Annotated in this window: 11 protein-coding genes; 6 read left to right on the top strand and 5 right to left on the bottom strand. The window is 71.8% G+C overall.

The window, feature by feature from the left end:
* Positions 1 to 685: 685 nt before the first annotated feature.
* From ACH4U8_RS22720 to ACH4U8_RS22705, 4 genes are all read left to right on the top strand, one after another.
* The gene (locus ACH4U8_RS22720; protein ID WP_395779729.1) at positions 686 to 1,519 is read left to right on the top strand and encodes a hypothetical protein; all 834 of its coding nucleotides are present in this window, start codon (positions 686 to 688) and stop codon (positions 1,517 to 1,519) included.
* 198 nt (positions 1,520 to 1,717) lie between these two features.
* A complete protein-coding gene (locus ACH4U8_RS22715) occupies positions 1,718 to 2,479 on the top strand; it encodes a response regulator transcription factor (RefSeq protein ID WP_395779727.1) in 762 nt (253 codons plus the stop codon).
* Positions 2,476 to 4,113: a sensor histidine kinase gene (locus tag ACH4U8_RS22710; RefSeq protein ID WP_395779725.1), complete on the top strand. Its 1,638-nt coding sequence runs from the start codon at positions 2,476 to 2,478 to the stop codon at positions 4,111 to 4,113. Before ACH4U8_RS22715 ends, ACH4U8_RS22710 begins: the two co-directional genes overlap by 4 nt.
* A gap of 448 nt (positions 4,114 to 4,561) precedes the next feature.
* Entirely contained in the window at positions 4,562 to 4,789 is a 228-nt protein-coding gene (locus ACH4U8_RS22705) for a hypothetical protein (RefSeq protein WP_395779723.1), read from the top strand.
* A gap of 156 nt (positions 4,790 to 4,945) precedes the next feature.
* Here ACH4U8_RS22705 and ACH4U8_RS22700 read toward each other — a convergent pair whose 3' ends face one another.
* The 3 genes from ACH4U8_RS22700 to ACH4U8_RS22690 all read right to left on the bottom strand — a co-directional run bounded on the left by ACH4U8_RS22700 (position 4,946) and on the right by ACH4U8_RS22690 (position 8,430).
* Complete coding sequence (locus ACH4U8_RS22700; protein WP_360318463.1) at positions 4,946 to 5,590, bottom strand: response regulator transcription factor; 645 nt, start codon at positions 5,588 to 5,590, stop codon at positions 4,946 to 4,948.
* A 77-nt stretch (positions 5,591 to 5,667) separates the two neighbouring features.
* Positions 5,668 to 6,960, bottom strand: a complete 1,293-nt coding sequence (locus tag ACH4U8_RS22695) for a sensor domain-containing protein (RefSeq protein ID WP_360318462.1) — start codon at positions 6,958 to 6,960, stop codon at positions 5,668 to 5,670.
* Positions 6,961 to 7,122: 162 nt separating this feature from the next.
* Positions 7,123 to 8,430, bottom strand: coding sequence for an aminotransferase class I/II-fold pyridoxal phosphate-dependent enzyme (locus ACH4U8_RS22690; protein ID WP_395779721.1), 1,308 nt, complete (start codon positions 8,428 to 8,430; stop codon positions 7,123 to 7,125).
* 111 nt (positions 8,431 to 8,541) lie between these two features.
* Here ACH4U8_RS22690 and ACH4U8_RS22685 point away from each other — a divergent pair, with 111 nt between their 5' ends.
* Positions 8,542 to 9,198 carry a pyridoxamine 5'-phosphate oxidase family protein gene (locus ACH4U8_RS22685; protein ID WP_395779719.1) on the top strand — a complete coding sequence of 219 codons (657 nt, stop codon included), beginning with the start codon at positions 8,542 to 8,544 and terminating at the stop codon, positions 9,196 to 9,198.
* A gap of 200 nt (positions 9,199 to 9,398) precedes the next feature.
* Here ACH4U8_RS22685 and ACH4U8_RS22680 read toward each other — a convergent pair whose 3' ends face one another.
* Positions 9,399 to 10,988 carry an alpha/beta hydrolase gene (locus tag ACH4U8_RS22680; RefSeq protein ID WP_360318456.1) on the bottom strand — a complete coding sequence of 530 codons (1,590 nt, stop codon included), beginning with the start codon at positions 10,986 to 10,988 and terminating at the stop codon, positions 9,399 to 9,401.
* 415 nt (positions 10,989 to 11,403) lie between these two features.
* The gene (locus ACH4U8_RS22675) at positions 11,404 to 12,165 is read right to left on the bottom strand and encodes a group II truncated hemoglobin (RefSeq protein WP_395779717.1); all 762 of its coding nucleotides are present in this window, start codon (positions 12,163 to 12,165) and stop codon (positions 11,404 to 11,406) included.
* A 218-nt stretch (positions 12,166 to 12,383) separates the two neighbouring features.
* Here ACH4U8_RS22675 and ACH4U8_RS22670 point away from each other — a divergent pair, with 218 nt between their 5' ends.
* Complete coding sequence (locus ACH4U8_RS22670; RefSeq protein WP_395779715.1) at positions 12,384 to 12,926, top strand: GNAT family N-acetyltransferase; 543 nt, start codon at positions 12,384 to 12,386, stop codon at positions 12,924 to 12,926.
* The last annotated feature ends 256 nt before the right edge of the window (positions 12,927 to 13,182 follow it).

The raw sequence follows: 13,182 nt of genomic DNA, 5'->3' as shown, positions 1-13,182 counted from the left end.
GTGGACGCGATCGACAGTGCGCTCAAGGAAACGTCGCCGACTGCGGCCCCGTGCGGACGGCTTGCCCGGCGTACCCACGCGCTCAATCCGTTGCCCATGGCTCGGAAGCTGCGGTCTCACGGGCACCGGGACGGCCCGCTCCGGCCCCTCGACCCCCACCGTGGCCGTCGACCGACGACGAACAATCGGCCGCACCAACGCCCGAGGCTTTCCCCAGGCCGCCGAACAACGCTGCCCCCCGGCGCGTCAGCGCCCCCGACCCAGCCCCACCCCAGTGATCGACGCGCGCAGCGCGGAGAGCGGCGGAGCCGCAGAACTTTGACTTCGTGGCCCGTAGCGAAGCGAAGGGACACGAAGTCACGAGCGAGGGGCCACTTTTTTGTGGAGGAGCCCGCGACGGAGCAAAAAAGTGGTGCCTCGCGAGCCGGCGCCAAAGGCGCCCAACAAAAAGCAGCGCCGCATCGCCGAAAGCCCCCCACCCGCCCGCTCCGCTCACGACCCAGGCTCAGGCGTCGGGCCCGGCTCGCGTCTCGGGCTTCTCGGCTCGCTGCGCTCGCGACCACGCCCAGCCACATGCCCCACACCCCCAACCCGGCCCCGACCGACCCCCCGCGCCCACGACCCAGCCCCCCGCACGCCCCGTGGCGGACTTGTTCCGCATCGACCTGGGTAGATCGTCGGCGTGATGGAACGAGGCGCGGTCGAGGAGTGGGACGCCCGGCTGGGGTGGATGGGCGCGCTTGTGTCGGATGACGAGATCGCGCACCGGCGTGCCCTGGACCACTATCTGCGGGTGGCCAGGGAGACCCGCGAGGCCCGCGCCGCCTACGACACGGTCGTGTTGCGGGTGCCCCGCTCGGTCTCCGCCGAGGAGACGGCCTGGCAACGCTTCCGCGCCGCGTGGCTGCGCACGCCCGCCGCAGCGCTGCTGGCCGAGCCGCTCGCCGCCGCCGAGGTGCCCGATTGGGGCGGGCTGCCGTACGCACTGACCTATCTGGAGTGGGAGGCCCGGTACCCGACCGAATGGACCCGGCACGCCAAGGTCTGGAGCACCAAGCAGCGGCTGATCCGGCTGCTGGCCGTCCCCGGGCACCACGCTGAGGCCCGGAGCCGCCTGGTGGACCTGGTCGAGGCGGTGGTGTACCGCCGGCATCGATGCAAGGACCGCGAGTACTCCCGGATCGCCCGCGTCGTGGACGGCGAGGACCTGCGCGCCCGGCTGACGAAGGCACAGGACAGCGGCGAGCCGTGGACCCGGGATCAGGCCGGCCACGTGTTGTGGCTGTTGCACAACCCCCAGATCCCGATCAACCGCACCAACTGGTTCCGCTGGCTGTCCATCAACCAGGACACTCCCCAACCCCCACCCGGCACATCACCCACCGAGCCGACCGCGCCCACCGCGCGTCCCGAGCTCTCCGAGGCCGCCGAGCCCTCCGCCCCTCCCGACCTTCCCGACCCTCCCGACCACCCCAACCCGCCCAACCACCCCGACCCCCCTCCCCCACCACTCGTTTGACGAGCCGTCATTCGGCGTACACCACCCGCTCTCCACCCATAGGTTGGCCACCGACAACTTCGGCGACAACGGCAACAGCCTTCCGGGGGACGACATGGGTCGAACCGACGACATGGCCAGCACACATCGCGTCGAGGCGTTCAGCAGACAAGACACACCGCGCACACCCGCCACCGCGGAGCCGGGGGCCGCGACCCGGTGATCGCGGAACCCGACACCGAGCGCCCGCCGCACGTCCTGGTCGTGGACGACGACCCCTCCATCCGACGCGCCCTGGAGCGCGGTCTACGGCTGGCCGGATACCGCGTCACCCTCGCCCCCGACGGCACCCGCGCGCTCGAACTGATCGTGCCCGCACCGGCGATCGCCCCCGCCGCCCCGGCCCCGCCCGCCGTATTCGACCCTCAGGTCGTGGTCCTGGACGTGGCGATGCCCGGTGTCAGCGGCATCGAGGTCTGTGCCGCGCTGCGCGCCCGAGGTGCCGCGACGCCGGTCCTGATGTTGTCCGCGCGCGACGAGACCGCCGATCGCATCGCGGGCCTGGAGAGCGGCGCCGACGACTACCTGGTGAAGCCCTTCGATCTGCGCGAACTCGACCTGAGACTGCGGGCGTTGCTGCGCCGCCGCCCGGTGGTCGGGGCCGGCGAACCGGTGTTGCGGGTGGGCCCGGTCGCGGTGGACGTGGCCGCGCACGTCGCGACCTGCCACGGCGCCGCCCTGGAGTTGACCCGCCGTGAGTTCGCGCTCCTGGAGGTCTTCACCCGCAACCCGGGTCTGGTGCTGTCCCGGGATCAACTCCTGGACCGGGTCTGGGGCTACGACTTCGACGTGCGCACCGACGTGGTCGACACCTTCGTCAGCTACCTGCGCCGCAAGCTGGAGGCCGGCGGCCGACCGCGCGTGCTGCACACCGTGCGCGGCATCGGGTTCGTCCTGCGTCCCTCGGGCGGTCCCGGATGAAGCTCTCCACCCGGATCGCGCTGTCGGTCGCCGTGCTGGTGCCGCTGCTCGTCCTCGGCGCGGGCACCCTGGTGGTGCGCTGGGCCCGACACGACTTGACGCAGCGCCAGGAACAACAACTCCAGCAACGGGCCGAACGCCTCGCGCCACCGGCCCGGTTCCTGGCCCGGACCGACCTGGACGAGCGCCAACAGGCGATCCGCACCCGGCAGTACCGGATCCTCGGTCTGGCCCTGGACGTCGGCGTCCGCTTCGATACCGCGGACGGACCGTTGTTGGTGGGGCCCCAGCCGCCGGAGGACACCCCGCTGCCCGCCCGCGCGCCGTCTCCGGTGACCGTTCACGCGGGCGGGCGTTCGTGGCGAATGGTGACCCGGCCGCTGCCGACCGGGGCGTTGTACGTGTTCGTGCCCTCGGGCGAACCGGACGCACAGGCCGCACTGTTGCGCCGACGGGTGTACGTGGTGACCGCGTTCACGGTGCCGCTTTCCGGGCTGGCCGGGCTCGCCGCCGGCGCCGCGACCACCCGATCGTTGCGCGCGCTGCGCCGCCGGGCGGCCCGGCTGGATCCGGACGGCGGCGCGCACGACGCGGTGCACGTACCCTCCGGCGTGGTCGAGGTGGACGAGCTCGGCCGCACCCTGGACGACGTGCTGGGGCGGTACGCGGCGCAGACCGCACGCACCCGCGAAGCGCTGGAGACCGCTCGCTCGTTCGCCGCCACCGTCGACCACGAACTGCGCGGGCCGCTCACCGGGATGCGTACCGATCTGGACGTGCTGGCCACCTATCCGGACCTGGTCGCGGCCGAGCGCGAGGACGTGGTCGCGGACCTCCGGGTGGGCCACGAACGGGTGTTGTCGGTACTGACCGCGCTGCGTGCGCTCGCCCAGGGCGATCTGGTGGACGCATCGGCCTTCGGGCCGGTGGAGTTGGGCGAGGTCGCGCACGCGGCGGTCCGGGCCGCGCCGACCCGCCGGCCCGGCGCGGAGGAACAGGCCGCCGCGGAGGCCGTCGACGTGCGGGTCGAGGCACCGCACGAGGTGGTCGTCTACGGACTCGCGCCCGGGTTGCGCCTGCTCGTGGACAACCTGGTGGGCAACGCGCTGGTACACGGGGCGGGTCGGGTGCTGGTGAAGGTGTTGCCCGGGATGGACTGCGGCGTGGTGTGTGTGGACGACGAAGGGCCCGGTATCGCACCGGAGTTGCGTGAGGTGGTGTTCGAGCGATTCCGACGTGGCCCGGACAGCCCCGGGGCCGGGCTGGGGTTGACCCTGGTCGCCCAGCAGGTCGCGTTGCACGGCGGCCGGGTCACCGTCGGGGTGCCACCGTCGGGACACGGCACCCGGATCGAGGTGGTGCTGCCGCTGCGCGCCGACCCGGTCGCGGCGCGGGAACGCGCCTGGTTGGGCATCCGGGCCCCGGAGCCGACGAGTTCACCCGCGCCCCGCTCCACCGATGCGACCGGCGGATCCGACACCACCGGCGTCGCCGCCGGGTCCGGCACCCACTCCGTCCCGGTTGGGTCCCGCCCCCGGGCCGGCGTACCGAAATCACGCGCGACAACCCGGCGCACCGGGAAGATTCCTTCCCCGACGGCCCGTTCACAGGAAACCCACAAGGAACGTCCCTAGCCTCGAGAAACGCCGTGCCCGCCCGGGGTGGGGCGGGCACGGCGTTTCGGGGGAGGTCGCACATGCGTGTGTTCGACCGCAGCGAGAGCGCGACTCCCACCGATCCGGTGCCCATGGGGACACGGCTCACCGTGCCCTTGGCGTATGCGGGAACGCCCGGTGGCGGCGGCCACCGGGCGCCCGCCCCGTGCTCGCGGCGGCTGCGGCGGGACCCGCGGCCGGCCACGGGGCCGACCCGGTTCGACGGCCACCCGAGCGGCACGGGTTCGATGACGCGCATCCCGTGGTGGAGCGCGACGGACGAGCGGCACATCCGGCCGGAGGCGGCGACCTGCCTTCGGAACGACCGGGCCACGCCTTGGCATCCGACGCCGGAGTGGCGGCGGCGGAGCACCGCTACCGGGGTGCGCAAGGCGTGGCGTGCCGCCCGGCCGGGGAAGACGATCCGGTGAGTCGCGGACTCGCCGTGCCCGCGGCGACGGCGGGCATCCTGGCGGCGGTGCTGTCCGCGATCGTCGCGCTGACGGCGCGCGGTACGGACGACAGCGGCACGGGCAGACACGAGATGGGCACGTTCGTGCCCGCGACGGACCCCGAACCGGCCGCGCCACCACCCGCGTTCACCTCGATCGTGCGCGGCGCGCGCACCGCGGTGGACATGCGGGCGCGGACCTGAGAACCGAGCAACCGGTATTGCCCTGAATCGATCCGCCCCGGGGCCGGCACCGCGGTCGGCCCGAGGACGGTGTGGGATGCATGGATCACGGAGGGGGAGATCCGGGCATCCCACACCGCTCCCATCCCCGGAATCGCACCCCTGGGAGCTGCACCCTCAGAGCTGCAAATACCGCAACACCGCCATCACCCGCCGGTGATCGGTGTCCGAAGGCGGCAGGTCGAGCTTGGTGAAGATGTTGCCGACGTGCTTTTCCACCGCGCGCTCCGTCACCACCAGCTTCTTCGCGATCGCCGCGTTCGTCCGCCCCTCGGCCATCAGCCCGAGCACCTCGTGCTCGCGCGGGGTGAGCGTGCTCAGGCCGCCGCTGCGCAGCCCGGCGCCGAACAACTGGGTGACCACCTCGGGGTCCAGCGCGGTGCCGCCGGCCGCGACCCGCTCCAGCGCATCGGTGAAGTCCCGGGTGTCCACCACGCGTTCCTTGAGCAGGTAGCCCACGCCCGCCGCGTTGCCGCCGAGCAGTTGGGCGGCGTACCGGGTCTCGATGTACTGCGAGAAGACCAACACTCCGATGCCGGGGTGGTCCCGGCGGATGTCGATCGCGGCCCGCAGGCCCTCGTCGGTGTGGGTCGGCGGCATCCGGATGTCGACCACGCACACGTCCGGCTTGTGCTCGACCACCGCCGCTCGCAGGGCGTCGGCGTCCGCGACGGCGGCCGCGACCTCGTGGTCGCGGTCGAGGAGCAGTTGAACGAGGCCGTCCCGCAGGATCGCGGCGTCCTCGGCAATGACGATGCGCATGGGCTCGATCGTCCCATGCCCCGACCGCCCCTCGGCCCCGGTCCCTCGGTCCGCGCTTCCCGTCCCTCGGTCCGCGCTCACCCTCGCGCCGGCAAATCCACGGTCACCTCGGTCGGTCCGCCCGGCGGACTGACGATCCGCAGGACGCCGTCCACCGTACGCACCCGCTCGACCAGGCCGGTGAGACCGCTGCCCTTGCTCACGTTCGCGCCACCGTGCCCGTTGTCGGTGACCACCATGAGCAACCGGCCTTCCCGAACCCGCACCTGGACGACCGCCGCGCTCGCGCCGGAGTGGTGGGCGACGTTGGTGAGCAGTTCGGCGGCGCAGAAGTACGCGATGGTCTCGATCGTGGCGGGTGGACGCACGTCGATGTCGGTGTGGACCTCCACCGGGACCGCGCTGCACGCGGCCAGGGTGGCCAGCGCGGCGTCCAGGCCCTGGTCCAGGACCGGCGGGTGGATGCCCCGGGCGAGGTCGCGCAGTTCGACGATCGCCTCGCGGGCGTTGCCCAGCGCGCTGTCCACGAGCGTGCGCGCGCGATCCACGTCCATCGGACGCTCGGTGTCCTCGGCGTCCAGCTTCTCCTTGGCCATGCTGAGGTTCATCGCGAGCGCGACGAGTCGGGCCTGCGCGCCGTCGTGCAGGTCGCGTTCGATCCGGCGCAGCGTCGCGGCCGAGTCTTCGACGGCGATCGCCCGGGTCTCCTCCAGGTCGGCCACGCGCTGCGCGGATTCGGTCGGCCCGAGCAGCGCGGGGACGAGCCACCGGTCGAGCTGGACGAGCCCGCGTACCACCCAGGGGGCGAGCAGCAGGATCGGGATGGCGGACACGCTTACCAACAGCGAGAGCGGCAGGGTGTCGAAGTACACCTCGCCGATCTGTACCCCCGAGCGGCGGTCGACGCCGTGCGAGTCGGTGGTGTGCGGGTCGAACACGACGATGAGCAGCGGGTAGGCCAGCATGACCAGCCCGTAGCACCAGAACGCGCCGGTCATCACGACGGTGACCACGCTCAGCGGGAACTTGATCAGGTGGTAGGCGATCGCCCGCCAGCCCTCGGCGTTGCCCAGCGACGAGCCCAGCAGCCCGAGCGGGCCGCGCTTGGGCCGGAACGTGCGCAGCGGCGGCGTCTCGACCCCGAGCATGGCGCGGGCGAGTCCTCGGTGCACACCACCCCAGGCCCGCGCACCCATCACCCCGAGAGCCAGGATCGGCAGGCCGATCAGGGTGACGGTCAGGGCGATCCCGAACACGGAGAACAGGAAGATCGCACCGAAGCCGAACACCGCGAGCGGGAAGGTGAGGATCGCGTAGCCGGTCTCGGCCCATGTTCGTTTCGTGAACGGGGCCTTCAGGAACGTGTACATGGCGGGCATCCTCAAGGCGTAACGATCGTGATGGTGGAGTGTGCTCATGCTCCCCGGCCCGGGGCACCCGGATCGAGGGTGACAGCCCCCGACCCCGGGGTTCGGTTTGCCCCACCTCTCATACCGGACGATTCATCCACGGCATGATCCACCCCTCGGCGATCACCGGGTCTGTCGCCCCACCCCGGTCCGGACCGCGAGGGCCACCGCGTCGGCCAGCCGCTCGGTCTCCTCGGCGGTGAGCGTGGCCACGGTGATCCGCAGGCCGGGCGCGGAGGTGATCCGGAACCGCGAGCCGGGGGCGACCACCCAGCCCCGGGCGAGCAGGCCGGCCACGGCGGTGGTCTCGTCCGGTACCTCGATCCACACGTTGATCCCGGTCCGGCCGACCGAGGCCACCCCGCGGGCGCGCAGCGCGTCGATCAGTCGGGTACGGCGCACCCGGTACGTCCGACGCGCGAAGCGGATGCGTTCGGCCACCTCGGGGTCGGTCCACGCGTGGGCGACCGCGTGTTGCAGTACGTGGCTGACCCAGCCGGGGCCCAGCCGCTGTCGGCCGCCGATCCGGTCGACCGTCACCGCGTCGCCCGCCAGGACCGCGCAGCGCAGGTCCGGGCCGTATGCCTTGGACGCCGAGCGGATGTGCGCCCAGTGGATGCCGACGCCGGTGAGGGTGTGCATGTCCAGGCCGGAGATGTCGTTGCCGTGGTCGTCCTCCAGGAGCACCACGTGCGGGTGCGCGGCCAGGATCGGGCGCAGTTCGGCCGCCCGTTCGGCCGACACGCAGGCGCCGGTGGGGTTCTGCGCGCGGGTGGTGACCACCATCGCGCGAGCGCCGGCCCGCAGCGCGGCCTCGGTCGCGACCGGGTCGGGGCCGTCGTCGTCGACCGGGATCGGCCGCGGGGTCAGGTTCAGCGCGGCGAGCAGGTCGAGCAGGTTGCCCCAGCCGGGGTCCTCGACCGCGACCTGATCGCCCGGCCGCAGGTGTGCGGTGAGCGCGCGCTCGATGCCGTCCAGCGCGCCGGAGGTGGCGGCCAGGTGCGCGCCGCCCACGCCGCCGGCGCGCAGCACCGTACGGGCGGCCTCCGCGAACGGCTCGTACAGCGCGCCGTCCCGGTAGAGCGGACGCCAATCGCTCGGCTCGGGGAAGACCGGCGACGGCAGCAGCACGGGGTCCGGCTCGCCGTTGGACAGGTCGCGGGTGCCGGGCGGTACCTGCGGGCCCAGGTCGTTGCGCCGGATGGTCGCCGGGCGGGCCCGGATCCGGGTGCCTGCCCGGCCGTGTGTCTCCACGATGCCGCGTTCGCGCAGGGTGCGGTACGCGGCGGCGACGGTGTTGGCGTTGACGCCCAGTTCGGCGGCGAGCGCCCGAACCGGCGGCAGCGCATCGCCGGGCGCGAGCTCGCGCGCGTGCAGGTCGCGTTCGACGGATGCGGCGATGTCGGCGGCGGTGCGACCGGTGGTGGCCATGCTTCTCCTGCGTCTGGGGGTCGTCGGATTATGCCGTTGACATCCTCCCCCGATGCACATCTATTGTACTACTCCAATCACTTATTTGAACTAGTACAAAGGATCTTCACGATGACCGACTATCCCGCCACCGCCACCACCACCCCCCACCGGCACCGCGACCGGATGCGCTACGACGTCGAGGCGGTACACGCGATCCTCGACGCCGGCTTCCTCGCGCACGTCTCGTTCACCCTCGGCGGTCGGCCGCAACTGATCCCGCTCGCGTTCGGCCGCGACGGCGAGCGGCTCTACCTGCACACCTCCAGCGGCGGACAGCTCGCCCTGGCCACACGGGCGAGCGGCGCCGAGGGGCTGCCGGTGGCGGTCTCGGTCACCCACGTGGACTCCGTGGTGCTCTCCCGCTCGGCGATGCACCACTCGATGGACTACCGCTGCGTGATCGCGCACGGTCCGCTGGTGCACGTCACCGACCCGGACGAGCAGATGCACGCCTACCGGGTGATCATCGACCACCTGGTCCCGGGCCGCGCCGACGACGTCCGCCCGCCCAGCCCGAAGGAGAACGCGCAGACCGCCGTCTTCCGACTGGAGCTGGACCAGGTCGCCGCGAAGGTCCGCGACCACGGCCTGGCCGAGGACCCCGACGACTTCGACCTGCCGCACTACGCCGGCGTGGTCCCGCTGACCACCACCCGCGGGCCGGTACGCCCGGACCGGGACCAGGAGATCCCGGCGTACCTGGCCCAGTGGCTCGGCGCATCCTGACCGGGGCGCACCACCGAAGCCGCCGCGGCACCGACCATCCCCGCCCCTCCCCCGATCGGGCCGCCCCCCCACCCGCCGGCGCGCCGATCGCCGTCGCCGCGACGCACCCGCGCGGCAACGCGTACGGGCCCGCCGCGGAAGCGACGGGCCCGTACGGACGTACCGGTTGTGCCGTGTTGCCGTGTTGCCGTGGTACCGCCCTACAGAGCGGTCTTGGAAGCCTTCTTCGGTGCGGCGGCCGTCAGTTCCGCCGCCACCGGGTTCGGTACCGGGTCGGGCAGCTTCTGGCAAACCGCGTCGGCCGGACCGTGGCCCCGGCCCTTCGGGGTCTTGCCGGTGACCAGGTATTCGTTCAGGTAGTCGTCCAGGCAGCTGCTGCCGCTGAGCGAGATGCCGTGGTTGCGGCCGCCCTGCTCGACCACCAGGGCCGAGTCGCGGAGCAGCCGGTGCATCGTGACGCCGCCCTCGTACGGGGTCGCGGCGTCGTTGGTCGCCTGGAACAGCAGGGTCTTGGGCAGCTTGTCGTTGGCGACGTTCACCGGCTTGAGGCTCGACGTCGGCCAGAACGCACAGGCCGCGTTGAACCAGACGTTGTTCCAGGTCAGGAACGGTGCCTTGGCGTACGTCTTGACCGCGTCCCGGTGCCAGGTCGCCCAGTCCTTGGGCCAGGCGGCGTCGCGGCACTGGGTGGCCAGGTAGCCGCTGTTGATGTTGTCGTTGCCCGGGCTCGCCCCCGCCAGGTCCTCGTAGGCGGTGCGCAGCGGGGCCGTGACGTGGTCGACCACGTATCCCGAGAAGCCCTCGGCCAGTTCGGCCCAGGTCGAGTCGTTGTAGCCGCCCTGGGCGAACGCGTCCTCGACCTCGGCGCCACCGACGACGCCCTCGGCCGGGGCCTTGCTGAGCTGGTCGCGCATCGTGTACCAGGCACGCTCGACCTTGGCGGGGTCGGTGCCCAGGTGGTAGTTCGCGTCGTACTTGGCGACCCAACCGAAGAAGGCCTTCAGGTTGTTGTCGAACGCCACGTCCTGGGTGAGCTGGCCGCCGTACCAGACGCTGTCCTTGCTCGGGTCGACGATGCTGTCCAGCACCAGTCGCTTGACCCGGCTCGGGAACAGCTTGGCGTAGACCGCACCGAGGTAGGTGCCGTACGAGTAACCGAAGTAGCTGATCTGCCTGGCCCCGAGAGCGGCACGGATCGAGTCCATGTCCGCGGCCGAGGCCGGCGTGTTCATGTGCTTCAGGAAGTCGCCGTATTTGTCGCCGCAGGCCCGGGCGTACTCGTACACCCGCTTGATGTTGGTGAGTTCGTCACCGAAGTTGTCCGGGACGGTGTCCGGGCGGACCGGGTTGTTGAAGCCCGGGACGCAGTCCAGGTGCGGCTCGCTGGCACCCGCGCCGCGGGGGTCGAAGCCGATCACGTCGAACTGCGCGGCCACTTCGGGGCGCAGGTTCTTCGCGACGTAGCCGGCCAGTCCGCGACCCGGCGCACCGGGGCCGCCGGGGTTGACCAGGAGCGGGCCGAGCGACTTCGCGGCCGTGTGTGGAATCCGCGACACCGCGATGGTGATCTGCCGGCCGCCGGGATTGCCGTGGTCCATCGGGACCTGGAGTGAACCACATTCCATCGTCGGATAGTTCGAGCTGCCGCAGTTCTTCCAGGCGATGGGAGTGGAAGCGGACTCGGCCTGGGGTGCGGGCGAGTCGTCCGCCGAAGCCGGCGAAGCGAGGGTCAACAACCCGCTCACCAGCGTAGTGGCGGCGGCGAACGCGACGAGAGTGTGTCTCTTCACGTGGGTGTTCCTCCATGTGACGGATCTGTCACGAGTGACATCGACGCCGCAGATGCTGCCGTGTCGACGGTCGATGCGACGAGGGGGCGGTCGGGTCGGAACGGGAATCCTTGCCAAGCGCAGTGGTGACCTTTACCCAGATTTTGGGTTTACCACGTCGTACGCCCGTTTGGTCGGTTATGTAGGCGAGCGGAGAAGGAGCCATGCGATTGCACTCCGTGGCCGACGCGCGTAGTCGATCCGGAGGTTCGGCACTGATCACCCGGTCACCGTCCGGAGTTCGATCCGTCCTTGATCCCTCTTGCATTCCACCGGGCGCCGGACCCGAACCGCCCTCGCGACCCGCGTGCGCGTTCCGCGCGGGCCGCCGGGGGCCTGCGCCCGCCCGGCGGCCCGCGTGGCGGCCCGGGTTCGGTCAGCCCAGGTACGGCGGCGTCAGGCCCCAGTCCCAGCGCGGCATCGGCGACTCCGGGAGCGGCGGCGGGTTGGGCCCGGAGTACATGATCGCCATCCGGGTGCCCCACTCCAGGTAGTACGCGAGCACGCCGCGAAACTCCGGGTCGGCCGGCAGGTCCACGTCGTCCGCCGTCTCCAGGAGCAGCGTGACCCACCGACGTCGCTGCGTCTCGGTGATCCCCCGACCCAGGTGGCGCGAGGCCATGTGCCGGTGCCCACCCAACTCGGCGCTGTACACGGACGGGCCGCCGAACACCTCGCCCAGCCAAGCGGCCACGTGCTCGGCGTGCCGCGGGTCCATGTTCGCGAACACCGGGGCGAGGATCTCGTCTTCGGCCACCCGCTCGTAGAACGTGCCGAACAGTCGCTCGAACGCGGGCGCGCCCCCGGCCCACTCGTACAGCGTCGGCGTCGAACCGCCCTTGCCCGCCACGTCGGTCACCGCGTAGTGCCGCATCTCCTCGATCGCGGTGACGTACGGCCGGATCGCGGCGAAGAAGGCGGCGAAGTACTCACCCTTGCGAAAGCCGTTCAGGTGCGCGTCGGTCGAGCTCCACCGGATCCGCAGAATGTAGGCGGACGCCTCTTCCCGACACCTGCTCAACTCGTAGTCCACACACTCCGGCGCGGCCGCGAGCGACTCGGCCGCGCGCGCGTACGCGGCCTCGAACTCGCTGCCGTCGGCTTCGGCGATCGTGTAGCGGATGTATTCGACGATCATGAACGGTCCCCCATGCAAGACGCTGTTTCGATCGCGTCAACCATAGGCATGATCACCTACCGGGTGATCATCGACGCGAGCCGATTTCGCGGACCGCGTAAGGCAATCCGCCCATCCACCCGATCGCCCGAGCCCACCCGATCACCCCCTCGAACCCTCGGCGCCGGCAGCGGATCCGGCACCGCTTCGAGGTGCGGCGGCTTCGTAGAATCGGCGCCATGGATCTCGGGACGGCGGCGAACGGTTCGGACGAGGTCACGGATGTCGAGGGCGCCCGGCAGCCCGGCGGGTCCGCGAGCATGCTCGCGCCCCTCACCCCCGGCGACGTTCCCGATCTGCACGACTTCCTGGTTCGGGCCGATCTCACGCTCAGTGGGCTCGATGCGGCCGGCGTGCGGTTGTGGCTGTTGCGGGACGGTGGCGGCAGGGTGCGGGGGAGCACCGGCTTCGAGTTGTCCGCCGCCGGTGATCACGCGCTGATTCGTAGCGTCGCGGTGGATCGGGAGGCTCGGGGACGGGGTCTGGGGCTCGAACTTGCTCGGTTCGCGCTCGACCGCGCCGCTGCGGCCGGCGCTCGACACGCCTGGTTGTTCAGTCGCCGATCCGGCCCGTTCTGGCGGCGGTTGGGCTTCGAGCCGGCCGACCGGACCCGCCTCGCGGCGGTATTGGCCGAAACGCACCAGGTGACCCTGTTCCGCACGAGTGGGCAACTCGACCGCGAGGTGGCCTGGTCGCGTGCGCTCGGCCGGGGCCCGGCGTAGCCGATGGCGATCCGGGGAGGCCGGACGCACCGGAGCCCGTCCCCCGATCCCGCCGGGCGCGACGCGGCGGGATCGGGATGGACGGGCCCTGGCCCGGCCCTACCTTCGGGCCAACTGCGGGACGCGGGCGGATCGGACGTGCGCCCCGCAGAGTCACTCGGACATTTGATCACCCGGGTGTCCAACCACGCGATCCGGTGATCCCTCGTTCCACCCGATCCCTCGGCCTCCGCGTTGCACGCGACCCTACGATCCG

It is taken from the genome of Embleya sp. NPDC020886 (genome assembly GCF_044333915.1).
In the GTDB taxonomy this organism is placed as follows: domain Bacteria; phylum Actinomycetota; class Actinomycetes; order Streptomycetales; family Streptomycetaceae; genus Embleya.
This window is presented reverse-complemented; position numbering and strand designations above follow the sequence as displayed.